The organism is Romboutsia lituseburensis (assembly GCF_024723825.1).
In the GTDB taxonomy this organism is placed as follows: domain Bacteria; phylum Bacillota; class Clostridia; order Peptostreptococcales; family Peptostreptococcaceae; genus Romboutsia_F; species Romboutsia_F lituseburensis_A.
This window is the reverse complement of record NZ_JANQBQ010000001.1, coordinates 2,092,553-2,118,770: the sequence shown is the minus strand read 5'-3', so window position 1 is coordinate 2,118,770 and position 26,218 is coordinate 2,092,553. Positions and strand designations below refer to the sequence as shown.

10 protein-coding genes, 2 tRNA genes, 8 rRNA genes and 1 riboswitch are annotated in these 26,218 nt (G+C 38.0%); all 20 genes read left to right on the top strand.

Going from position 1 to position 26,218, the window contains the following annotated elements; translation table 11 throughout:
* The first annotated feature begins 109 nt into the window (after positions 1 to 109).
* The 20 genes from NWE74_RS10145 to NWE74_RS10050 all read left to right on the top strand — a co-directional run bounded on the left by NWE74_RS10145 (position 110) and on the right by NWE74_RS10050 (position 26,171).
* Positions 110 to 3,011: ribosomal RNA gene (locus NWE74_RS10145) — 23S ribosomal RNA — on the top strand.
* Positions 3,012 to 3,066: 55 nt separating this feature from the next.
* Positions 3,067 to 3,140: transfer RNA gene (locus tag NWE74_RS10140), tRNA-Gly, on the top strand.
* A gap of 11 nt (positions 3,141 to 3,151) precedes the next feature.
* Positions 3,152 to 3,268 (top strand): 5S ribosomal RNA (rrf, locus tag NWE74_RS10135).
* 123 nt (positions 3,269 to 3,391) lie between these two features.
* Positions 3,392 to 4,072 carry a response regulator transcription factor gene (locus NWE74_RS10130; protein WP_258243060.1) on the top strand — a complete coding sequence of 227 codons (681 nt, stop codon included), beginning with the start codon at positions 3,392 to 3,394 and terminating at the stop codon, positions 4,070 to 4,072.
* 87 nt (positions 4,073 to 4,159) lie between these two features.
* The gene (locus NWE74_RS10125; protein ID WP_258243059.1) at positions 4,160 to 5,083 is read left to right on the top strand and encodes an ATP-binding cassette domain-containing protein; all 924 of its coding nucleotides are present in this window, start codon (positions 4,160 to 4,162) and stop codon (positions 5,081 to 5,083) included.
* Positions 5,076 to 5,879, top strand: coding sequence for an ABC transporter permease (locus NWE74_RS10120; protein WP_258243058.1), 804 nt, complete (start codon positions 5,076 to 5,078; stop codon positions 5,877 to 5,879). Before NWE74_RS10125 ends, NWE74_RS10120 begins: the two co-directional genes overlap by 8 nt.
* Positions 5,880 to 5,888: 9 nt before the next feature.
* Positions 5,889 to 6,806: a sensor histidine kinase gene (locus tag NWE74_RS10115; protein ID WP_258243057.1), complete on the top strand. Its 918-nt coding sequence runs from the start codon at positions 5,889 to 5,891 to the stop codon at positions 6,804 to 6,806.
* Positions 6,807 to 7,320: 514 nt separating this feature from the next.
* Positions 7,321 to 8,823: ribosomal RNA gene (locus tag NWE74_RS10110) — 16S ribosomal RNA — on the top strand.
* Positions 8,824 to 9,062: 239 nt separating this feature from the next.
* Positions 9,063 to 11,964, top strand: a 23S ribosomal RNA gene (locus tag NWE74_RS10105).
* A 56-nt stretch (positions 11,965 to 12,020) separates the two neighbouring features.
* Positions 12,021 to 12,094 (top strand) — tRNA-Gly (locus NWE74_RS10100).
* Between the two features lie 11 nt (positions 12,095 to 12,105).
* Positions 12,106 to 12,222: ribosomal RNA gene (gene rrf, locus NWE74_RS10095) — 5S ribosomal RNA — on the top strand.
* A 114-nt stretch (positions 12,223 to 12,336) separates the two neighbouring features.
* Positions 12,337 to 13,464 carry an aminopeptidase gene (locus NWE74_RS10090; protein ID WP_258243056.1) on the top strand — a complete coding sequence of 376 codons (1,128 nt, stop codon included), beginning with the start codon at positions 12,337 to 12,339 and terminating at the stop codon, positions 13,462 to 13,464.
* 470 nt (positions 13,465 to 13,934) lie between these two features.
* A 16S ribosomal RNA gene (locus NWE74_RS10085) occupies positions 13,935 to 15,437 on the top strand.
* 239 nt (positions 15,438 to 15,676) lie between these two features.
* Positions 15,677 to 18,578, top strand: a 23S ribosomal RNA gene (locus NWE74_RS10080).
* A 62-nt stretch (positions 18,579 to 18,640) separates the two neighbouring features.
* Positions 18,641 to 18,757, top strand: a 5S ribosomal RNA gene (gene rrf / locus NWE74_RS10075).
* The 16S, 23S and 5S rRNA genes sit together here with 1 tRNA gene alongside, the layout of an rRNA operon.
* 125 nt (positions 18,758 to 18,882) lie before the next feature.
* A complete protein-coding gene (locus NWE74_RS10070; protein ID WP_258243055.1) occupies positions 18,883 to 19,836 on the top strand; it encodes an AAA family ATPase in 954 nt (317 codons plus the stop codon).
* Between the two features lie 71 nt (positions 19,837 to 19,907).
* On the top strand, positions 19,908 to 21,683 hold the full coding sequence (locus NWE74_RS10065) for a cobaltochelatase CobT-related protein (RefSeq protein ID WP_258243054.1): 1,776 nt from the start codon (positions 19,908 to 19,910) through the stop codon (positions 21,681 to 21,683).
* Positions 21,684 to 21,817: 134 nt separating this feature from the next.
* Positions 21,818 to 22,002, top strand: a riboswitch (cobalamin riboswitch).
* 109 nt (positions 22,003 to 22,111) lie between these two features.
* A complete protein-coding gene (gene cbiQ / locus NWE74_RS10060) occupies positions 22,112 to 22,810 on the top strand; it encodes a cobalt ECF transporter T component CbiQ (RefSeq protein WP_258243053.1) in 699 nt (232 codons plus the stop codon).
* Positions 22,803 to 23,621, top strand: coding sequence for an energy-coupling factor ABC transporter ATP-binding protein (locus NWE74_RS10055; protein ID WP_258243052.1), 819 nt, complete (start codon positions 22,803 to 22,805; stop codon positions 23,619 to 23,621). Before cbiQ ends, NWE74_RS10055 begins: the two co-directional genes overlap by 8 nt.
* Positions 23,622 to 23,936: 315 nt before the next feature.
* On the top strand, positions 23,937 to 26,171 hold the full coding sequence (locus NWE74_RS10050) for a DUF3553 domain-containing protein (RefSeq protein WP_258243051.1): 2,235 nt from the start codon (positions 23,937 to 23,939) through the stop codon (positions 26,169 to 26,171).
* The last annotated feature ends 47 nt before the right edge of the window (positions 26,172 to 26,218 follow it).

Genomic DNA, 26,218 nt, shown 5'->3' with positions numbered 1-26,218 from the left:
CTTCTAAAAATATCATCGACAAGAAAAGTCTTTAAAATTACAAACTTTAAGCACTGGAATAAACTGAGTGAATACGAAGTTTGTTCAGTAGCGATAACTTTTAATAACTGGTCAAGTTATTAAGGGTGCAGGGCGGATGCCTTGGCACTAGGAGCCGATGAAGGACGCGATAAGCTGCGATAAGCTTCGGGGAGTTGCACGTAAACTTTGATCCGAAGATTTCCGAATGAGGAAACTCACTTAGAGTAATGTCTAAGTATTGTTAAGTGAATACATAGCTTAATGAGGGGAACCCGGGGAACTGAAACATCTAAGTACCTGGAGGAAAAGAAAGAAATTCGATTCCGTAAGTAGCGGCGAGCGAACGCGGATAAGGCCAAACCAATGAAGTTTTCTTCATTGGGGTTGCGGACATGCAACATGGATGCACTATCGTAAATGAAGAGAGTTGGAAAGCTCCGCCATAGAAGGTAATAGCCCTGTAATTGAAACGAGAAAGCTACTAGCATGATCCAGAGTACCACGGGACACGTGAAACCCTGTGGGAAGCAGGAGGGACCATCCTCCAAGCCTAAATACTACCTAGTGACCGATAGCGCATAGTACCGTGAGGGAAAGGTGAAAAGAACCCCGGGAGGGGAGTGAAATAGAACCTGAAACCCTGCACTTACAAGCTGTGGGAGCACATTTCTTGTGTGACCGCGTACTTTTTGTAGAACGGGCCAACGAGTTACGTTAAGTAGCAAGGTTAAGCACTTCAGGTGTGGAGCCGTAGCGAAAGCGAGTCTTAAATGGGCGACCTAAGTTACTTGACGTAGACCCGAAACCGGGCGACCTATCCATGAGCAGGTTGAAGCGAAAGTAAAATTTCGTGGAGGACCGAACCCACGAGCGTTGAAAAGCTCGGGGATGACTTGTGGATAGCGGTGAAATTCCAATCGAGCCCGGAGATAGCTGGTTCTCCCCGAAATAGCTTTAGGGCTAGCCTCAAGCGTAGAGAAACGGAGGTAGAGCACTGAATGTCCTAGGGGGTATTGCACTTACCGAAGACTATCAAACTCCGAATGCCGTTTTCTTTTACTTGGGAGTCAGACTGTGGGTGATAAGATTCATAGTCAAGAGGGCAACAGCCCAGATCGTCAGCTAAGGTCCCTAAATGTACGTTAAGTGGTAAAGGATGTGGGATTGCACAGACAACCAGGATGTTGGCTTAGAAGCAGCCACTCATTTAAAGAGTGCGTAATAGCTCACTGGTCGAGTGATCCTGCGCCGAAAATTTCCGGGGCTAAAACGTACTACCGAAGCTACGGCATCATTATGATGGGTAGGGGAGCTTCGTATGCAGGCTGAAGCATGACCGTAAGGACATGTGGACAGTATACGAGTGAGAATGTTGGCATGAGTAGCGAGACGTGGGTGAGAATCCCACGGGCCGTAAACCCAAGGTTTCCAGGGGAAGGTTCGTCCGCCCTGGGTTAGTCGGGACCTAAGCCGAGGCCGAAAGGCGTAGGTGATGGACAACAGGTTGATATTCCTGTACCGCCAATAAGCGTTTGAGAAATGGGATGACACAGTAGGATAAGCTAACCACACTGTTGGTTATGTGTGGCTAAGTACTGAGGCAGTCTAGATAGGCAAATCCGTCTAGATAATGCTGGGGTACGATGGGGAGCGAAATTTAGTAGCGAAGTAGCTGATTTCACACTGTCGAGAAAAGTCTCTATCGAGTTTAAAGGCGCCCGTACCGTAAACCGACACAGGTGGGTGAGGAGAGTATCCTAAGGCCAGCGAGAGAACTATTGTTAAGGAACTCGGCAAAATGACCCCGTAACTTAGGGAGAAGGGGTGCCATCCTTTGGATGGCCGCAGAGAATAGGCCCAAGCGACTGTTTACCAAAAACACAGGTTTCTGCTAAGTCGCAAGACGATGTATAGGAGCTGACGCCTGCCCGGTGCTGGAAGGTTAAGGGGATCTGTCAGGAGCAATCCGAAGCAGTGAACTTAAGCCCCAGTAAACGGCGGCCGTAACTATAACGGTCCTAAGGTAGCGAAATTCCTTGTCGGGTAAGTTCCGACCCGCACGAAAGGCGTAACGATTTGGGCACTGTCTCAACAATAGACTCGGTGAAATTGTAATCCCGGTGAAGATGCCGGGTACCTGCGACAGGACGGAAAGACCCCATGGAGCTTTACTGTAGCTTGACGTTGGGTCTTGGTACTACATGTACAGGATAGGTGGGAGACTATGAAGCATGAACGCCAGTTTGTGTGGAGTCATCCTTGGGATACCACCCTTGTAGTACTGGGATCCTAACCATAGGCCTTGAATCAGGTCTTGGGACACCGTCAGGTGGGCAGTTTGACTGGGGCGGTCGCCTCCTAAAAAGTAACGGAGGCGCTCAAAGGTTTCCTCAGCACGGTCGGAAATCGTGCGAAGAGTGCAAAGGCAAAAGGAAGCTTGATTGCAAGACATACAGGTCGAGCAAGGACGAAAGTCGGACTTAGTGATCCGGTGGTACCGCATGGAAGGGCCATCGCTCAACGGATAAAAGCTACCCTGGGGATAACAGGCTTATCTCCCCCAAGAGTCCACATCGACGGGGAGGTTTGGCACCTCGATGTCGGCTCATCACATCCTGGGGCTGTAGTAGGTCCCAAGGGTTGGGCTGTTCGCCCATTAAAGTGGTACGCGAGCTGGGTTCAGAACGTCGTGAGACAGTTCGGTCCCTATCCGTCGCAGGCGTAGGAAATTTGAGGAGACCTGTCCTTAGTACGAGAGGACCGGGATGGACGTACCTCTGGTGTACCAGTTGTTCTGCCAAGGGCATGGCTGGGTAGCTATGTACGGAATGGATAAGCGCTGAAAGCATCTAAGCGCGAAGCCAACTTCAAGATAAGATTTCCCACCGTAAGGGTAAGACCCCAGGAAGACTACCTGGTTGATAGGTCGAAGGTGTAAGTGCAGTAATGTATTTAGCTTATCGATACTAATAGGTCGAGGACTTGACCAACAAATGATTCATTCTAAATGATATACAGTTTTCAGAGTATTAACTTTAAAAACATGCGGGTGTAGCTCAATGGTAGAGTTCCGGCCTTCCAAGCCGGCTGTGAGGGTTCGATCCCCTTCACCCGCTCCAAATAAAGATTATGTGGTTATTATAGCAAAGAGGATACACCTGTTCCCATTCCGAACACAGAAGTTAAGCTCTTTAGCGCTGATGGTACTTGGGGGGCGACCCCCTGGGAGAGTAAGACGTAGCCACGTAATCTTTTTTTATTTTAATTAAAGTCTAGAATTTTATATTCTAGACTTTTTTGTTGTATATGGAAAATATGGCGAGATAAGTATAAAATATAATAAAGAATAAAATTAATAGGGGATATAGAGATGAACATATTAATAGTTGAGGATGATAACGATATAAATAAATTACTTAATGAGATAATGAATAGTAATGGATATATAACTAAATCTGCATATTCAGGTACAGAAGCTCTTATTTATTTAGAAATGCAAAATTTCGATGCAGTATTATTAGACCTAATGATTCCTGGTTTAAGCGGAGAAGAATTGCTTTTAAAGATAAGACAAAATAAAAATATGCCAGTTATAATAATATCTGCAAAAGATGATAAGCATACAAAAATTGATATGCTCAAGAATGGTGCAGATGATTTTATATCTAAACCTTTTGATGTAGATGAAGTACTTGCAAGAGTAGAAAGTAACCTTAGAAGGTATAATAGTGAAAAAAATATATACTGTAAAACTAATGAAATAATTTTTAGAGAGATAAATTTAAATATAGATACAAGAGAAATTAAGATAAACGGAAAAGATATATGTCTTACATCTAGAGAGTTTGATATATTACATTTATTTATATATAACCCCAAAAAGGTATTTACAAAGTCTAATATATTTGAGAGTGTATGGCAGGAAAATTATATGGGTGATGATAATACTATAAATGTACATATAAGCAATTTGAGAAATAAAATATCTAAGTATGCTGAAAATGAGTATATACAAACTATATGGGGAATTGGATATAAACTAGAAGTGTAAAACTTAAGACTTTCTTAATGATTTCTTTAATGTTTATTATTAATTACTATATATAATAAAAGTAAATCAATAAGAAGGGGGATAATTATGGAAGAGTACATATTAAGGACCGTAAATTTAAGCAAGAAATATAAGGATAAGCTAATTGTAGATAATGTTAACATGAATATAAGAAGGGGTGATATTTACGGATTTATAGGTGAGAATGGAGCGGGTAAGACGAGTGTGATTAGACTTATAACTGGATTGGTAAAAATTACTTCAGGAAATATAATTTTATTCAATAGTGATAGAGATGAAAATATCAAAACTCAAAGAAAAAGAATAGGATCATTGATAGAAAGCCCTGCATTGTATCATGAAATGACAGCATATCAAAATCTAGAAGCTATAAGATTACAAAGGGGTATTTCAGGAAAAGAGGAGATAGATAGAGTTCTTGATTTAGTAAATTTAAAAAACACTAAAAATAAAAAAGTCAAAAACTTTTCTTTAGGAATGAAACAAAAATTAGCTATAGCAATAGCCCTTTTAGGAGATCCTGAATTTTTAATTCTTGATGAGCCTATAAATGGGTTAGATCCAGTATCTATAGTAGAGATAAGAGAACTATTAAAAAAAATTAATAAAGAAAAAGATACTACAATATTAATATCAAGCCACATATTAAAAGAGTTAAATCAATTAGCTACTACGTATGGAGTGATAAGTAATGGTAAATTAATAGATGAATTTAGTTCTCAAGATTTAGAAGAAAGATGTAAGTTAAGTTTAGATATAAAGGTAGATGATATAAACCGAGCTGCAATTATTATAGAAGATCAGTTAAATACAAACAACTTTAAGGTTGTAAATGATAACACTATAAAGTTATTTGATTATATAAATCAACCAGGAAAAGTTTCATCTGTCCTTTCAAAAAATAACATAGAAATTCAACAAATTATGACTAGTGGAGAAGATTTAGAGGATTACTATGTAAATTTAATAGGAGGGTGTAAAAATGTATAATTTAGTTAAATCAGAACTATATAAGTTAAGATATGGAAAAACTTACAAAGGTTTAATAATATTTTCTTTATGGTGCGTACTTATGACGATAATAGTATCTATTAATTCAGATACGGTTCACTTAGAACTTATGTCTGGAACTTTTAATAATAGATCATATGGATTTATAATAAATACATTTACGAATCCTCGTAGTTTAAAAGGCATAGAGTTTTTTATGTCTGGATTAGGATGGACCCCTATATTAGTTGTGGGAGTAATGTATTTAATAAGTTTTATTACATGTGATGAATATAGTATAGGAACATATAAAAACTTATTAACGTATGGTCATGAAAGAAGTAATGTATATATTGCAAAATTATTTAGTGTATTTATAGGCATATCTATACTAATATGTGCAGTACCCATAATTACATTATTCATAGGTACTATAATGCATGGATTTGGAATATCTTTGACAATTAATGTTGTTGTACATATGGTTAAAACTCTAAGTTTAATTATAGTTATATTTATGAGTATAGCAAGCTTATTTATGCTACTAGCCACTATAATAAAAAATAAAGCACTTATAGTAACTATAGGAATAGCTTTTTTAATATCTCCAATGTTTTTGACTAATATGATCCCATTTGAAATATTAGAATATCATCCAATATTTATGTTGATGGATATATGTTCACAATCGCCAGAATTAGATACTATTAATAGGATAATAATAAGCTCCATAGTAACAACAGTAGTATTTAATATACTAGGTATTTATGTATTTAAGAATCAAGATATAAAATAAAAGAAAGAGGTGAGTAAAATAGGTGTAATAATAATTTTAAGTATAGCAATCATTATTTTACTTACCTATTTATATTTTATAAAAAAAGAAATAAAAAATATAGCTAAGCAATTAAATGAATATAATAGAGGATGCACAAGAAAGAAAGTAGATATAAGTTTATTTGATAGAGATATAGAAAATTTATCGAGAGTTATAAATGATCATATAAATATAAGCATAAATGCTGTTATTAAACAAAAAAATACGGAGAATGAGCTAAAGAGGGCTATTGCTAATATATCTCATGATATAAGGACGCCGTTAACGTCTATATTAGGATATATACAAATGTCAAAAAGAGAGGGCACATCATATGAAAAACAATTAGAGTGTATAAATACAGCTGAAAGGAAAGCTAATAACTTAAAAAAAATATTAGAAAAATTTTTTATATTTTCTATTGTAGAATCACCAGAATATACTATTGAAATGGAATATATAAATCTGAATAATATCTTATATGAATTAATAGCTTCATTTTATGATGAATTTAAGAGTAAGGGAATCGATTTAAATATAGATATAAAAGAGGAAAATTTAATTGTACTGGGTAACAAAACAGATATTGTTAGAATAATTGAAAATCTAATGACAAATTTAATTAAGTACTCTAAAGGAAATGAACATATTGAATTGAAAAAAGTAGACGATAAAGTTATGTTGATTATATCCAATAAAGTTGAAAATTTAAATGAAGAAGATGTAAAATTGTTATTCAATAGATTTTATAAACAAGATATTTCTAGAAATAGCAGCAAAAGTAGTGGGCTTGGTTTATCAATAACAAAGACGCTGATAGAAAAAATGCAAGGTGATATTGATGCTTATATAATAAAGAATCAAATATATATAACATGTAGTTGGAAAATTGCATACACAAAATAAAAAAATTACTTTGTTTATGGGTTTAGTCACTTAGTTTGTTTTTAAAATACTCAAATATATTTTGAGTATTTTTTAGTAGAAAGCAATAAGCATATATAATTTATATTAGTTGATTAATGAAAAATAAAAACAAAAATATTAAAATGTGTATAACTATTGTAAAACATTAAAATATGCTATACCTAGCTTGTGGATTACATAAATGATAAGAAAAAAATATTATATATTATTAAAAAAAGTTAAAAAAAGTTAAAAAAAGGTATTGACGATATAAACTTATGATGGTATAGTTATACTTGTCCTTAAGAAAAGGGCAAACATGAAAGACAAAACAACTTAAATAAAAAGGTTGACAAAGAAAAAACACTTTGTTAAACTTAAGAAGTTGAAAAAATGAACTTTGAAAATTAAACAGTAGGTTAATTTATAGAAACAAACATAATTCTTTATAGAATTAAACACAAACAACCAAGCCAGATATTCAGATAATGATTAGCTGAGCAATGGACAACTTTTATTTGAGAGTTTGATCCTGGCTCAGGATGAACGCTGGCGGCGTGCCTAACACATGCAAGTCGAGCGATCTTCTTCGGAAGAGAGCGGCGGACGGGTGAGTAACGCGTGGGTAACCTGCCCTGTACACACGGATAACATACCGAAAGGTATGCTAATACGGGATAACATACTTTTATCGCATGGTAGAAGTATCAAAGCTCCGGCGGTACAGGATGGACCCGCGTCTGATTAGCTAGTTGGTAAGGTAACGGCTTACCAAGGCGACGATCAGTAGCCGACCTGAGAGGGTGATCGGCCACATTGGAACTGAGACACGGTCCAAACTCCTACGGGAGGCAGCAGTGGGGAATATTGCACAATGGGCGAAAGCCTGATGCAGCAACGCCGCGTGAGCGATGAAGGCCTTCGGGTCGTAAAGCTCTGTCCTCAAGGAAGATAATGACGGTACTTGAGGAGGAAGCCCCGGCTAACTACGTGCCAGCAGCCGCGGTAATACGTAGGGGGCTAGCGTTATCCGGAATTACTGGGCGTAAAGGGTGCGTAGGTGGTTTCTTAAGTCAGAAGTGAAAGGCTACGGCTCAACCGTAGTAAGCTTTTGAAACTAAGAGACTTGAGTGCAGGAGAGGAGAGTAGAATTCCTAGTGTAGCGGTGAAATGCGTAGATATTAGGAGGAATACCAGTTGCGAAGGCGGCTCTCTGGACTGTAACTGACACTGAGGCACGAAAGCGTGGGGAGCAAACAGGATTAGATACCCTGGTAGTCCACGCCGTAAACGATGAGTACTAGCTGTCGGGGGTTACCCCCCTCGGTGGCGCAGCTAACGCATTAAGTACTCCGCCTGGGAAGTACGCTCGCAAGAGTGAAACTCAAAGGAATTGACGGGGACCCGCACAAGTAGCGGAGCATGTGGTTTAATTCGAAGCAACGCGAAGAACCTTACCTAAGCTTGACATCCTTTTGACCTCTCCCTAATCGGAGATTTCCCTTCGGGGACAGAAGTGACAGGTGGTGCATGGTTGTCGTCAGCTCGTGTCGTGAGATGTTGGGTTAAGTCCCGCAACGAGCGCAACCCTTGCCTTTAGTTGCCAGCATTAAGTTGGGCACTCTAGAGGGACTGCCAGGGATAACCTGGAGGAAGGTGGGGATGACGTCAAATCATCATGCCCCTTATGCTTAGGGCTACACACGTGCTACAATGGGTGGTACAGAGGGCGGCCAAGTCGTGAGGCGGAGCTAATCCCTTAAAGCCATTCTCAGTTCGGATTGTAGGCTGAAACTCGCCTACATGAAGCTGGAGTTACTAGTAATCGCAGATCAGAATGCTGCGGTGAATGCGTTCCCGGGTCTTGTACACACCGCCCGTCACACCACGGGAGTTGGAGGCGCCCGAAGCCGGATAGCTAACCTTTTGGAAGCGTCCGTCGAAGGTGAAGCCAATAACTGGGGTGAAGTCGTAACAAGGTAGCCGTATCGGAAGGTGCGGCTGGATCACCTCCTTTCTAAGGAGAATTACCTACTGTTTAATTTTGAGGGTTCATTCCTCAAAATTAGTACTTAATTGTACTTTAGTACTTTGAAAACTGTATAACATTTAGTGATATGACATCATTTTATATATGAAGAAGATAACTTCTAAAAATATCATCGACAAGAAAAGTCTTTAAAATTACAAACTTTAAGCACTGGAATAAACTGAGTGAATACGAAGTTTGTTCAGTAGCGATAACTTTTAATAACTGGTCAAGTTATTAAGGGTGCAGGGCGGATGCCTTGGCACTAGGAGCCGATGAAGGACGCGATAAGCTGCGATAAGCTTCGGGGAGTTGCACGTAAACTTTGATCCGAAGATTTCCGAATGAGGAAACTCACTTAGAGTAATGTCTAAGTATTGTTAAGTGAATACATAGCTTAATGAGGGGAACCCGGGGAACTGAAACATCTAAGTACCTGGAGGAAAAGAAAGAAATTCGATTCCGTAAGTAGCGGCGAGCGAACGCGGATAAGGCCAAACCAATGAAGTTTTCTTCATTGGGGTTGCGGACATGCAACATGGATGCACTATCGTAAATGAAGAGAGTTGGAAAGCTCCGCCATAGAAGGTAATAGCCCTGTAATTGAAACGAGAAAGCTACTAGCATGATCCAGAGTACCACGGGACACGTGAAACCCTGTGGGAAGCAGGAGGGACCATCCTCCAAGCCTAAATACTACCTAGTGACCGATAGCGCATAGTACCGTGAGGGAAAGGTGAAAAGAACCCCGGGAGGGGAGTGAAATAGAACCTGAAACCCTGCACTTACAAGCTGTGGGAGCACATTTCTTGTGTGACCGCGTACTTTTTGTAGAACGGGCCAACGAGTTACGTTAAGTAGCAAGGTTAAGCACTTCAGGTGTGGAGCCGTAGCGAAAGCGAGTCTTAAATGGGCGACCTAAGTTACTTGACGTAGACCCGAAACCGGGCGACCTATCCATGAGCAGGTTGAAGCGAAAGTAAAATTTCGTGGAGGACCGAACCCACGAGCGTTGAAAAGCTCGGGGATGACTTGTGGATAGCGGTGAAATTCCAATCGAGCCCGGAGATAGCTGGTTCTCCCCGAAATAGCTTTAGGGCTAGCCTCAAGCGTAGAGAAACGGAGGTAGAGCACTGAATGTCCTAGGGGGTATTGCACTTACCGAAGACTATCAAACTCCGAATGCCGTTTTCTTTTACTTGGGAGTCAGACTGTGGGTGATAAGATTCATAGTCAAGAGGGCAACAGCCCAGATCGTCAGCTAAGGTCCCTAAATGTACGTTAAGTGGTAAAGGATGTGGGATTGCACAGACAACCAGGATGTTGGCTTAGAAGCAGCCACTCATTTAAAGAGTGCGTAATAGCTCACTGGTCGAGTGATCCTGCGCCGAAAATTTCCGGGGCTAAAACGTACTACCGAAGCTACGGCATCATTATGATGGGTAGGGGAGCTTCGTATGCAGGCTGAAGCATGACCGTAAGGACATGTGGACAGTATACGAGTGAGAATGTTGGCATGAGTAGCGAGACGTGGGTGAGAATCCCACGGGCCGTAAACCCAAGGTTTCCAGGGGAAGGTTCGTCCGCCCTGGGTTAGTCGGGACCTAAGCCGAGGCCGAAAGGCGTAGGTGATGGACAACAGGTTGATATTCCTGTACCGCCAATAAGCGTTTGAGAAATGGGATGACACAGTAGGATAAGCTAACCACACTGTTGGTTATGTGTGGCTAAGTACTGAGGCAGTCTAGATAGGCAAATCCGTCTAGATAATGCTGGGGTACGATGGGGAGCGAAATTTAGTAGCGAAGTAGCTGATTTCACACTGTCGAGAAAAGTCTCTATCGAGTTTAAAGGCGCCCGTACCGTAAACCGACACAGGTGGGTGAGGAGAGTATCCTAAGGCCAGCGAGAGAACTATTGTTAAGGAACTCGGCAAAATGACCCCGTAACTTAGGGAGAAGGGGTGCCATCCTTTGGATGGCCGCAGAGAATAGGCCCAAGCGACTGTTTACCAAAAACACAGGTTTCTGCTAAGTCGCAAGACGATGTATAGGAGCTGACGCCTGCCCGGTGCTGGAAGGTTAAGGGGATCTGTCAGGAGCAATCCGAAGCAGTGAACTTAAGCCCCAGTAAACGGCGGCCGTAACTATAACGGTCCTAAGGTAGCGAAATTCCTTGTCGGGTAAGTTCCGACCCGCACGAAAGGCGTAACGATTTGGGCACTGTCTCAACAATAGACTCGGTGAAATTGTAATCCCGGTGAAGATGCCGGGTACCTGCGACAGGACGGAAAGACCCCATGGAGCTTTACTGTAGCTTGACGTTGGGTCTTGGTACTACATGTACAGGATAGGTGGGAGACTATGAAGCATGAACGCCAGTTTGTGTGGAGTCATCCTTGGGATACCACCCTTGTAGTACTGGGATCCTAACCATAGGCCTTGAATCAGGTCTTGGGACACCGTCAGGTGGGCAGTTTGACTGGGGCGGTCGCCTCCTAAAAAGTAACGGAGGCGCTCAAAGGTTTCCTCAGCACGGTCGGAAATCGTGCGAAGAGTGCAAAGGCAAAAGGAAGCTTGATTGCAAGACATACAGGTCGAGCAAGGACGAAAGTCGGACTTAGTGATCCGGTGGTACCGCATGGAAGGGCCATCGCTCAACGGATAAAAGCTACCCTGGGGATAACAGGCTTATCTCCCCCAAGAGTCCACATCGACGGGGAGGTTTGGCACCTCGATGTCGGCTCATCACATCCTGGGGCTGTAGTAGGTCCCAAGGGTTGGGCTGTTCGCCCATTAAAGTGGTACGCGAGCTGGGTTCAGAACGTCGTGAGACAGTTCGGTCCCTATCCGTCGCAGGCGTAGGAAATTTGAGGAGACCTGTCCTTAGTACGAGAGGACCGGGATGGACGTACCTCTGGTGTACCAGTTGTTCTGCCAAGGGCATGGCTGGGTAGCTATGTACGGAATGGATAAGCGCTGAAAGCATCTAAGCGCGAAGCCAACTTCAAGATAAGATTTCCCACCGTAAGGGTAAGACCCCAGGAAGACTACCTGGTTGATAGGTCGAAGGTGTAAGTGCAGTAATGTATTTAGCTTATCGATACTAATAGGTCGAGGACTTGACCAACAAAATGATTCATTCTAAATGATATACAGTTTTCAGAGTATTAACTCTAAAAACATGCGGGTGTAGCTCAATGGTAGAGTTCCGGCCTTCCAAGCCGGCTGTGAGGGTTCGATCCCCTTCACCCGCTCCAAATAAAGATTATGTGGTTATTATAGCAAAGAGGATACACCTGTTCCCATTCCGAACACAGAAGTTAAGCTCTTTAGCGCTGATGGTACTTGGGGGGCGACCCCCTGGGAGAGTAAGACGTAGCCACGTAATGTTTTTTATTTTAATTAAAGTCTAGAATTTTATATTCTAGACTTTTTTGCATTTTATAACTACAATTTATAGCAACTTATAAAACTATAAATTAATTCAGGGAGGACTCTAATGGCAGATGAAAGATTAAGTAAACTAGCTAAGTTACTAGTGAATTATTCAACAGGAATAAAAAAAGATGATATTGTATTTATATGTGCAGATGAAGTTGCTACACCGTGGGTAATTGAAGTTGCTAAAGAGGCTATAAAGTCAGGAGCGCATGTAGAGTATAGATTGGAATCAGAAGAAGTATCAGAAGTTAAATTAAAATATGCAAGTGAAGAACAGTTAAAACAAGGAAATTTAATATATGAGACTTTATTAGAAAATGCCGATGTATGGCTTACAGCATGGGGAGGTAGAAATACAAGATCATTATCAAAAGTAGATCCTAAAAAAATAAAGCTATCACAGCAAGGGTCATCAAAATGGAGATCTATATATTCACAACGTTGTGGAGATGGTAGTTTAAGATGGTGTGGAACTCAATACCCTACATATTCTGATGCACAAGAAGCATGTATGAGCATAAGCGAGTATGAAGATTTCGTATACGAGGCAGGATTGTTAGATAAAGAGGATCCAATTAAGGAATGGCAAAAAATAAGTAAAGAACAAGAGAGATGGGTTAAATATTTAAATACTAAAAGCGATCTTCATATAATATCTGAGGATACGGATATAAGGGTTGGAATAAAAGGTAGAAAATGGATAAATTGTGATGGTAAAGAGAATTTTCCTGATGGAGAGATATTTACGTCTCCTATAGAGAATGATATTAATGGATATATAAAATTTTCGTTTCCTGGAATATTTATGGGAAAACAAATAGAAGGTATTAAATTAGAAGTTAAAGATGGAAAAATAATAAAGGCATCAGCTGAAAAAGGTGAAGAACTATTAAAAGAGCTTCTAGAAACAGATAAAGGTTCGAAATTTTTTGGTGAAGTTGCTATTGGAACTAATTATGGCATAAAAGATTTTACATCAAATATGTTATTTGATGAAAAAATAGGTGGAACAATACATATGGCTATAGGAGATTCTATGCCAGAAGCAGGAGGGAAAAATAAATCATCTTTACATTGGGATATGCTTTGTGATATGAGATCTAATGGAAAGATATATGCAGATGGTGAACTTTTCTATGAAAATGGAAAATTTTTAGATGAAATATTAGAAAAATACAACTTATAGAATGTAAAAAAACCATAAGAACTTTATATACCTTATGGTTTTTTTATTAAATAGTATATAAAAGAGTTTTTATGTGAAAATGTGGATAAAAAATAAGGAATAGGCATATAGCATAGGTATAGGTTGTATATAATGTTAATAAAATAAAAAGGATATGTGGATAAACTTAATAAAATAAATTAAAATAAAAAATAACTAAAAAAAGTTAAGAAAAAGTATTGACGATATAAATTTATGGTGGTATAGTTATACTTGTCCTTAAGAAAAGGGCAAACATGAAAGACAAAACAACTTAAATAAAAAGGTTGACAAAGAAAAAACACTTTGTTAAACTTAAGAAGTTGAAAAAATGAACTTTGAAAATTAAACAGTAGGTTAATTTATAGAAACAAACATAATTCTTTATAGAATTAAACACAAACAACCAAGCCAGATATTCAGATAATGATTAGCTGAGCAATGGACAACTTTTATTTGAGAGTTTGATCCTGGCTCAGGATGAACGCTGGCGGCGTGCCTAACACATGCAAGTCGAGCGATCTTCTTCGGAAGAGAGCGGCGGACGGGTGAGTAACGCGTGGGTAACCTGCCCTGTACACACGGATAACATACCGAAAGGTATGCTAATACGGGATAACATACTTTTATCGCATGGTAGAAGTATCAAAGCTCCGGCGGTACAGGATGGACCCGCGTCTGATTAGCTAGTTGGTAAGGTAACGGCTTACCAAGGCGACGATCAGTAGCCGACCTGAGAGGGTGATCGGCCACATTGGAACTGAGACACGGTCCAAACTCCTACGGGAGGCAGCAGTGGGGAATATTGCACAATGGGCGAAAGCCTGATGCAGCAACGCCGCGTGAGCGATGAAGGCCTTCGGGTCGTAAAGCTCTGTCCTCAAGGAAGATAATGACGGTACTTGAGGAGGAAGCCCCGGCTAACTACGTGCCAGCAGCCGCGGTAATACGTAGGGGGCTAGCGTTATCCGGAATTACTGGGCGTAAAGGGTGCGTAGGTGGTTTCTTAAGTCAGAAGTGAAAGGCTACGGCTCAACCGTAGTAAGCTTTTGAAACTAAGAGACTTGAGTGCAGGAGAGGAGAGTAGAATTCCTAGTGTAGCGGTGAAATGCGTAGATATTAGGAGGAATACCAGTTGCGAAGGCGGCTCTCTGGACTGTAACTGACACTGAGGCACGAAAGCGTGGGGAGCAAACAGGATTAGATACCCTGGTAGTCCACGCCGTAAACGATGAGTACTAGCTGTCGGGGGTTACCCCCCTCGGTGGCGCAGCTAACGCATTAAGTACTCCGCCTGGGAAGTACGCTCGCAAGAGTGAAACTCAAAGGAATTGACGGGGACCCGCACAAGTAGCGGAGCATGTGGTTTAATTCGAAGCAACGCGAAGAACCTTACCTAAGCTTGACATCCTTTTGACCTCTCCCTAATCGGAGATTTCCCTTCGGGGACAGAAGTGACAGGTGGTGCATGGTTGTCGTCAGCTCGTGTCGTGAGATGTTGGGTTAAGTCCCGCAACGAGCGCAACCCTTGCCTTTAGTTGCCAGCATTAAGTTGGGCACTCTAGAGGGACTGCCAGGGATAACCTGGAGGAAGGTGGGGATGACGTCAAATCATCATGCCCCTTATGCTTAGGGCTACACACGTGCTACAATGGGTGGTACAGAGGGCGGCCAAGTCGTGAGGCGGAGCTAATCCCTTAAAGCCATTCTCAGTTCGGATTGTAGGCTGAAACTCGCCTACATGAAGCTGGAGTTACTAGTAATCGCAGATCAGAATGCTGCGGTGAATGCGTTCCCGGGTCTTGTACACACCGCCCGTCACACCACGGGAGTTGGAGGCGCCCGAAGCCGGATAGCTAACCTTTTGGAAGCGTCCGTCGAAGGTGAAGCCAATAACTGGGGTGAAGTCGTAACAAGGTAGCCGTATCGGAAGGTGCGGCTGGATCACCTCCTTTCTAAGGAGAATTACCTACTGTTTAATTTTGAGGGTTCATTCCTCAAAATTAGTACTTAATTGTACTTTAGTACTTTGAAAACTGTATAACATTTAGTGATATGACATCATTTTATATATGAAGAAGATAACTTCTAAAAATATCATCGACAAGAAAAGTCTTTAAAATTACAAACTTTAAGCACTGGAATAAACTGAGTGAATACGAAGTTTGTTCAGTAGCGATAACTTTTAATAACTGGTCAAGTTATTAAGGGTGCAGGGCGGATGCCTTGGCACTAGGAGCCGATGAAGGACGCGATAAGCTGCGATAAGCTTCGGGGAGTTGCACGTAAACTTTGATCCGAAGATTTCCGAATGAGGAAACTCACTTAGAGTAATGTCTAAGTATTGTTAAGTGAATACATAGCTTAATGAGGGGAACCCGGGGAACTGAAACATCTAAGTACCTGGAGGAAAAGAAAGAAATTCGATTCCGTAAGTAGCGGCGAGCGAACGCGGATAAGGCCAAACCAATGAAGTTTTCTTCATTGGGGTTGCGGACATGCAACATGGATGCACTATCGTAAATGAAGAGAGTTGGAAAGCTCCGCCATAGAAGGTAATAGCCCTGTAATTGAAACGAGAAAGCTACTAGCATGATCCAGAGTACCACGGGACACGTGAAACCCTGTGGGAAGCAGGAGGGACCATCCTCCAAGCCTAAATACTACCTAGTGACCGATAGCGCATAGTACCGTGAGGGAAAGGTGAAAAGAACCCCGGGAGGGGAGTGAAATAGAACCTGAAACCCTGCACTTACAAGCTGTGGGAGCACATTTCTTGTGTGACCGCGTACTTTTTGTAGAACGGGCCAACGAGTTACGTTAAGTAGCAAGGTTAAGCACTTCAGGTGTGGAGCCGTAGCGAAAGCGAGTCTTAAATGGGCGACCTAAGTTACTTGACGTAGACCCGAAACCGGGCGACCTATCCATGAGCAGGTTGAAGCGAAAGTAAAATTTCGTGGAGGACCGAACCCACGAGCGTTGAAAAGCTCGGGGATGACTTGTGGATAGCGGTGAAATTCCAATCGAGCCCGGAGATAGCTGGTTCTCCCCGAAATAGCTTTAGGGCTAGCCTCAAGCGTAGAGAAACGGAGGTAGAGCACTGAATGTCCTAGGGGGTATTGCACTTACCGAAGACTATCAAACTCCGAATGCCGTTTTCTTTTACTTGGGAGTCAGACTGTGGGTGATAAGATTCATAGTCAAGAGGGCAACAGCCCAGATCGTCAGCTAAGGTCCCTAAATGTACGTTAAGTGGTAAAGGATGTGGGATTGCACAGACAACCAGGATGTTGGCTTAGAAGCAGCCACTCATTTAAAGAGTGCGTAATAGCTCACTGGTCGAGTGATCCTGCGCCGAAAATTTCCGGGGCTAAAACGTACTACCGAAGCTACGGCATCATTATGATGGGTAGGGGAGCTTCGTATGCAGGCTGAAGCATGACCGTAAGGACATGTGGACAGTATACGAGTGAGAATGTTGGCATGAGTAGCGAGACGTGGGTGAGAATCCCACGGGCCGTAAACCCAAGGTTTCCAGGGGAAGGTTCGTCCGCCCTGGGTTAGTCGGGACCTAAGCCGAGGCCGAAAGGCGTAGGTGATGGACAACAGGTTGATATTCCTGTACCGCCAATAAGCGTTTGAGAAATGGGATGACACAGTAGGATAAGCTAACCACACTGTTGGTTATGTGTGGCTAAGTACTGAGGCAGTCTAGATAGGCAAATCCGTCTAGATAATGCTGGGGTACGATGGGGAGCGAAATTTAGTAGCGAAGTAGCTGATTTCACACTGTCGAGAAAAGTCTCTATCGAGTTTAAAGGCGCCCGTACCGTAAACCGACACAGGTGGGTGAGGAGAGTATCCTAAGGCCAGCGAGAGAACTATTGTTAAGGAACTCGGCAAAATGACCCCGTAACTTAGGGAGAAGGGGTGCCATCCTTTGGATGGCCGCAGAGAATAGGCCCAAGCGACTGTTTACCAAAAACACAGGTTTCTGCTAAGTCGCAAGACGATGTATAGGAGCTGACGCCTGCCCGGTGCTGGAAGGTTAAGGGGATCTGTCAGGAGCAATCCGAAGCAGTGAACTTAAGCCCCAGTAAACGGCGGCCGTAACTATAACGGTCCTAAGGTAGCGAAATTCCTTGTCGGGTAAGTTCCGACCCGCACGAAAGGCGTAACGATTTGGGCACTGTCTCAACAATAGACTCGGTGAAATTGTAATCCCGGTGAAGATGCCGGGTACCTGCGACAGGACGGAAAGACCCCATGGAGCTTTACTGTAGCTTGACGTTGGGTCTTGGTACTACATGTACAGGATAGGTGGGAGACTATGAAGCATGAACGCCAGTTTGTGTGGAGTCATCCTTGGGATACCACCCTTGTAGTACTGGGATCCTAACCATAGGCCTTGAATCAGGTCTTGGGACACCGTCAGGTGGGCAGTTTGACTGGGGCGGTCGCCTCCTAAAAAGTAACGGAGGCGCTCAAAGGTTTCCTCAGCACGGTCGGAAATCGTGCGAAGAGTGCAAAGGCAAAAGGAAGCTTGATTGCAAGACATACAGGTCGAGCAAGGACGAAAGTCGGACTTAGTGATCCGGTGGTACCGCATGGAAGGGCCATCGCTCAACGGATAAAAGCTACCCTGGGGATAACAGGCTTATCTCCCCCAAGAGTCCACATCGACGGGGAGGTTTGGCACCTCGATGTCGGCTCATCACATCCTGGGGCTGTAGTAGGTCCCAAGGGTTGGGCTGTTCGCCCATTAAAGTGGTACGCGAGCTGGGTTCAGAACGTCGTGAGACAGTTCGGTCCCTATCCGTCGCAGGCGTAGGAAATTTGAGGAGACCTGTCCTTAGTACGAGAGGACCGGGATGGACGTACCTCTGGTGTACCAGTTGTTCTGCCAAGGGCATGGCTGGGTAGCTATGTACGGAATGGATAAGCGCTGAAAGCATCTAAGCGCGAAGCCAACTTCAAGATAAGATTTCCCACCGTAAGGGTAAGACCCCAGGAAGACTACCTGGTTGATAGGTCGAAGGTGTAAGTGCAGTAATGTATTTAGCTTATCGATACTAATAGGTCGAGGACTTGACCAACAAAATGATTCACTCAAAATGATATACAGTTTTCAGAGTATTAACTCTAAAAATAAAGATTATGTGGTTATTATAGCAAAGAGGATACACCTGTTCCCATTCCGAACACAGAAGTTAAGCTCTTTAGCGCTGATGGTACTTGGGGGGCGACCCCCTGGGAGAGTAAGACGTAGCCACGTAATCTTTTTTATTTTAATAAAAGCCTAGAAGCACATATTGTTGCTTCTAGGCTTTTTCTGTTTTTATTTAAATATATATGCTAAAATTATAACTAAATAAACTTTCTAATAAAGGGGATCATAAAATGGGGATAATAGATAACTTAAAACAACAAAATGTAAATGAAAAATTAATAGAAGATGCTTTGTACTTTAAAAAATATTATAAATTAGAGGATTCTCTTCAACATAGAATATCACAATCAAATAGCTATTTTTATGGGAAAGAAATATGGGATATGTGTATATCTGCTATACTTGAAGGTGAAAATATACTTTTATCAGGGCCTAAGGCAACAGGTAAAAACCTACTTGCAGATAACTTATCTGAGCTATTTGGAAGACCTCAGTGGAATACTTCTTTTCATATAAATACAGATAGTACAACATTAATAGGAACAGATACTTTTATAGATAATGAGGTAAAGTTAAGACGTGGATCTGTATATGAATGTGCAATTCATGGTGGATTTGGTATATTCGATGAAATAAATATGGCTAAAAATGATGCTATTGCAGTACTGCATTCTGCATTAGATCATAGGAGAATAATCGATGTGCCTGGTTATGAACGAATAAATTTACATCCGGCAACTAGATTTATAGGAACGATGAACTATGAATATGCAGGTACAAAGGAATTAAATGAGGCACTAGTATCTAGGTTTATGGTTATTGATATACCGTCAATAGAAGAAGATAAACTTATGCTTATATTGAATAATGAATTTCCTGATGCAGATAGAGAAAAGTTACTTCAGTTTGCAGGAATATTCCTTGATTTGCAATTGAAATCACAAAATGGAGAAATTTCAAGTAAATCAATAGATTTAAGAGGGCTTATAGGTTCATTAAAAACAATAAAAAGAGGTCTTAGTCCTAAATTAGCAATAAATATGGGTATAACAGGTAAGACTTTTGATGAATATGAAAAGGAAATAGTAGGGGATATTATAAAAACAAGAATTTCAAGTATTTGGGAATCTAAGGATGTATTTCCACATAATAATCTAAATGGTCAATTAGAATCAAGTTTTTAGGCTATTAATGTTTTACAAAATTAACTATAGATTTTATTTGTATACAAACACTATATAATTAGGGGAAAATTATGAAATGGATATATAATAATTATGAATTTGAAAATAGAATAAATAATTTATCTTGGACTATTTCAGGTAAATATAATGAAGATATAAGTGCATCAGAACAAGACTATACATCAAAGGATGTAGCGTTATATTTTGCTATTATGACAGGTGCAAGACATAAATATATAGAATGGAATATAGTTAAAAAATATTTATACAATAGGATAAAACAAGGATATGATTCTAATATACTATTAGGTTTAGTTCAAGTAGTTCTAAATATAATAGTAGAAGATAGAGTAATACAAGAAAGACCAGGAATAAAAGATATAAGAAAAAAAGCATATAAAGATATGCTAGATGGATTTACAAAAATATATAAAGATGATGTAATACAAAAAATTAAATATGTAATAGTATTAGAAAATATGGGTAAACATCCTTCAGTAGATGGTCTAAGTAGAAGAATTTTAAATTGTATTAGGAAGATTGATATAAATTTACCGATAATAGAAATTTTAAAAGAAATTGATAATATTTACATTAAATTTTTTGAAGGAAAAGTTATAAAATCTCAAGATATAAAAGAAAATTCTATAGAATATAAAAATGATACAGATATAGACTTTGATACATTTTCAGATTTTATGTATGAAGAGCTTTATGAAGATGAACAGAATGAGATGATTGAAAGTGAAATAAGTAATATATCCTCATCTATGTTAATTGAAAGTGTTGGAGAAATTGATATAGATATCTCTAAAAATACTAAAGAAAGAGTTTTATATGTAGATGAAAAGACATTAGATAAAATCTATAATAAAATGGAACATTATTATGGAAAATCATATCTAAATAAAAATGAATTGAAAAAAATTGAAACTAAAAATTGCAGAAATGTACACGAAGGTTGTAGAATACATTTTACAGATGGAGTATTGAGAAGTGAATGTAGTAATGTAGCTCAAATTAAATATGTTACAAGACAAAAAGAAAATAATATAGGTAAGTTTAGAGATAAAGCTAAGATACATAAAAGGAATATAATAAAATTAAAGGATAGCTTATCAAGAATTCTTATAGAGGAAAGTGAAACTAGTAGAGTTTATTCAGATTGTGGGACTATACATGCAAATAGAGCATGGAGAGCTACAAAAAGTAGTAATAACAAAATATTTTATAAAGATATTGAAAATGAGAAGGGGAAATATGTAATTGACATATTACTAGATGGAAGTGGGTCTCAGAGCAGGAATCAAGCAAATGTTGCTACACAAGCATATATAATAGCTAATGCTCTAACCATGGTAGGTATTCCTAACAGAGTTATGGGATTTTCTAGCTTTATGGATTACACTATATTAAAAAGATTTAAAGATTATGAAGATAAAATAGAAGAAATTGAAAATATATTTGAATATTTTTGTGCAGGAAATAATAGAGATGGACTAGCAATTAAATCAACTTGTGATGGTTTATTAAATCGAAATGAAGAAAATAAAATATTGATAGTTTTAAGTGATGGAAAACCCAATGATATAAAAATTGGAAAAGATAGAGAGCGTAGTATAAGAGGCGAAATGTCATATAGAGGTATGATAGGAATAAAAGACACTGCCAATGAAGTAAGAAGAGCTAGGCAACAAAATATTTTAGTATTAGGAGTATTTACAGGAAAAGAAAATGATTTAGAAGCACAAAGGTTGATATATGGTAGGGACTTCGTATATACTAAAGATATAGAAAGATTTTCAGATATAGTGTCTATGTATTTGAAAAAAATAATTAGAAATTAAATTTTAAAAATTTTTTTCAAAATAAAAAAGGAATATTAGTATTTATGTAGAATACAATATAAGTAAGGCAATTTATCAAAATTTTTTTACATCTAGAGTATAATTTATCATGTTACAAAAGTTAGTAAAATAAATATTAAATATATATTTTAGGTTCTTGATAAAAGATTAATAGGGAAAGAGGTGTAATTCCTCTGCAGCCCCCGCTACTGTAAAGCTGACGAAATTTATTTTAACCACTATGATTTATTATTCATGGGAAGGTAAAAGAGTAGGATGAAGCTAAGCCAGGAGACCTGCCTAGTAATATTAAAGTAATTTCTTCGGGGTGGGAGAAAGTTTCTTAAAATACTTGTGTATAAAATTAGTATTGAAAAAGAAAGTCTAACCCTTTGGTTAGGCTTTTTATATTGTAAGGAGAATTAAGTATGCTTTTAATAGATAAATACGCATATACAAACAGTTTAACAGAAATAAATCCAAAGATAAAAGGAAGCATAGGCTTAATATTTTTAATAATTTCTATGGCATTTAAAAATATTTTTTGCTTGATTAGTATTATAACTTTTATGAGTTCTCTTATAGTTTTTTTAGCTAAAATAGACTTAAAAAGTTATTTAAAGCTTGTAAAAATACCAATGTATTTTTTAATAATGGGAGTTCTAATAAACCTTATAAATATATCATTTGATTCAAAAGGACTAATTTATAGTTTTAATATAATGTCTTTAAATATAGGTATATCAAATAAGTCAATAATTACATCTATACATATATTGTTTAGAGCTATTGCTTGTTTAACATGTATATACTTTTTTATATTAACAACACCATTTAATCAGATAATATTTTTATTAAAAAAGCTACATATATCAGATACGGTAATAGAGCTATCTATGTTAGTTTATAGATTTATATTTATATTTTTAGAAGAAGTATCAGATATAAGAAAATCACAACAATTAAGATTTGGATATATTAATTTAAAAACATCTTATAATTCAGTTGGAATTCTAGGAAATATGTTATTTAAGAGAATGATGAAAAGGTATGATGAAATGTGTATATCTTTAGACATAAAATTATATGATAGCAAATTTCACATAGTAGGGGATGAAAATGTTTAAAATAAATGACTTAAATTATAAATACGAAAAAAACTCACATGCACTAAAAAAAGTTAATATGGACTTTTCAAAAGGTGATGTGATAGGGATAATAGGATCAAATGGATCTGGTAAATCTACATTTTTTATGAATTTAATGGGCATACTTAAGCCCACATCAGGAAAAATTTTATTCAAGGATCAGGAAATAAACTATACAAAAAAAGGCCTATATAATTTAAGAAAACAAGTAGGTATAGTATTTCAGGATCCAGAAAAACAAATATTCTATTCAAGGGTATATGATGATATAGCATTTTCTTTAAGAAATATTGGAATAGATGAAGAAATAATAAATATGAGAGTTAGAGATGCACTAGTTGCTGTTAATGGAATAGATTTTATAAACAAACCAGTACATTTTTTAAGCTATGGCCAAAAAAAGAGGGTAGCAATAGCTTCTGTTATAGCAATGGAAAATGAAATAGTTTTATTAGATGAGCCGACAGCTGGCTTAGACCCAGTAAGTACTAGATTAATAGTAGATATTATAAAAAACCTTAAACAAAAAGGTGTTAAGATAGTGATATCAAGTCATGATATGAATTTAATATATGAAATATGCGATTATGCATATGTTTTAAGTAAAGGCGAAGTGATAGAAGATGGAAGTATTGAGGAAGTATTTGTAAAAGAGAATAAAGTTATTGAAGCTGGATTAGAACTTCCTTGGCTTGTAAAACTACATAAAAATATGAATATACCTTTATTTAAATGTGAAGAAGATTTGTATAAGTATTGGAATGATTCTGTGCTTATATCAAATCATTAATTTGCCCTAAACCTATTTTAATATAAATAGATTTTAATAATATGCTTTTCTATAAAGTAAACCCTAGATTTAAGCCGTCTAGGGTTTTTTTCTTTATTTTATAACTATAAAAAAGTACGATAGCTTATAAATTCATGAACCTATGCTTTTTTTAATGAAGAATTAGTTATATACTTAAAGGAGTCATAAATTTATAGATATAGATTTAAAGTTTAATATATTGGAGAGAATCAAGGTGTTGATATTCTTTAAATTTGAACAAAAATAAGTTTTAGATTAAAATAGAGTTATATAACTGTTAACAGGAGGAAGCATATGAATTTAGATACATTAAATCCTGCACAGAGAGAAGCTGTAGAAAAGACAGAAGGCCCTGTCCTTATACTAGCTGGAGCAGGTTCGGGTAAGACTAGAGTTTTAACAACTAGAATTGCTCACCTTATAGAGAACAAAGGTGTACAAGCCCCAAATATATTAGCTATAACATTTACAAACAAAGCAGCCAATGAAATGAGGGAGAGAGTAGAAGAAACATTAGGTTCAGATACTAAGGAAATGTGGATAAGTACTTTCCATTCTTGTTGTGTACGTATACTTAGAAAAGATATAAATAGAATTGGATACAATAGAAGTTTTATAATATACGATAGTGCTGACCAGGTAACATTAGTTAAAGACTGTTTAAAAGAGTTAAATTTAAGTGATAAGGCATTTGAACCTAAAGTAGTTATAAGTACTATATCAGGGGCTAAAGACAAGCTACATAGCCCTAAAGAGTTTAAACAGATGCATATGTCAGATGCTAGAATGAGCAAAATTGCAGATATTTATGCACTTTATCAAGATCGTTTAAAAAGAAATAGTGCACTAGACTTTGATGATTTAATTTACAAAACAGTAGAGTTATTAAGAACTGATAGTGAAGTGCTAGAATTTTACAGAAGTAGATTCAAATATATAATGGTAGATGAGTATCAAGATACAAGTAAAGCTCAATATGAATTAATAAAAATGTTAGCAAAAGAACATCAAAATATATGTGTTGTTGGGGACGATGATCAAAGTATATATGGATGGAGAGGCGCTGATATAAGGAATATATTAGAGTTTGAAAAGGACTATGATGATGTTCATGTAGTTAAATTAGAGCAAAATTATAGATCAACTCAAATAATACTAGATGCAGCAAATACAGTAATTTCTAATAATATAGAAAGAAAAAGAAAGAAACTTTGGAGTGAAAAAAAAGAAGGCGAATTAATAAAAATTCAAGTAGCAGAAAATGAAGTTGAAGAATCTGATTTTGTATCTGATATGATAGCTAAAATAGCAAGGGAACAAAATAGATCTTACAAAGATTTTGCTGTTTTATATAGAGCTAATGCTCAAGCACGTCCAGTTGAAGATGCTTTAAATAGAAGTCAAATACCATATAACATATATGGAGGAACTAAATTCTATGAAAGAAAAGAAATCAAAGATTTAATTGCATATTTAAGAGTTATACAAAATCCTCAAGATGATATATCAATCAAAAGGATTATAAATGTACCTAGAAGAGGTATAGGGCTTAGAACGATAGAGAAAATAGAAGATAGAGCTAGCTTAAAGCAAGAAAGTATGTATTCAGTTCTTATAGATATAGAGTCAAATTCAGACATATCTACTAAAGCAAGAAATAGTATAAGCGCATTTGTAGATACAATAGGTACACTAAGAACTATAAAGGAAGTTTATCCTGTAAGTAAATTAATAGAAAAAGTATTAGAGACAACAGACTACTATGAATATATAGATGACTTATATAAAGGAGATACAGAAGAAGCTAAAGATAGAAAAGATAACTTAAAAGAATTTATATCTATAGCAATAGAATTTGAGCAAAGTAGTGAAGATCAGAGTCTAGAAGAATTCTTAACAGGTGTTGCACTTACATCTGAAAGCAATGAAGAGGAAGAAATTGATAAAGTATCTCTTATGACTATTCATACATCAAAAGGATTAGAATTCCCTGTTGTATTCTTAATAGGAATGGAAGAAGGTCTATTCCCTATATCAAGAGCTGTAAGGTCTATGGCAGAGTCTGATATAGAAGAAGAAAGAAGACTTTGTTATGTTGGTATAACAAGAGCAAAAGAAACCCTATATATGACATTAACTCAAAAAAGAACTTTATATGGAAAAACAAACCCATCAATTGCATCTAGATTTATGGAAGAATTACCTAAAGAGTGTATAGAAAAGTTAAACAAAGAAGAAAATCAAATTACTTCTTACTCAAAGGCAAATTACAATGTATTAGATAAGTACAAACAAAAATATATGACAAATGTTAATAAGTCAGCTGTTGCAACAAAAGTTAATGCTACAATTAAAGATACAACTAAAGAATCGAACTTAGATGATATAAAGCCTGGTGCAAAAGTACACCATCCTAAATTTGGAGTAGGTACTGTTGTGGGTATGATGGGGTCTGATGTAACTATAGCATTTGAAAAACAAGGAATTAAGAAGATAAATAAGGAATATACAACACTAGATGTATTATAAAAAATAAATTAAATAACTTGTTAAAAATAAACTGTGCATAAATTATG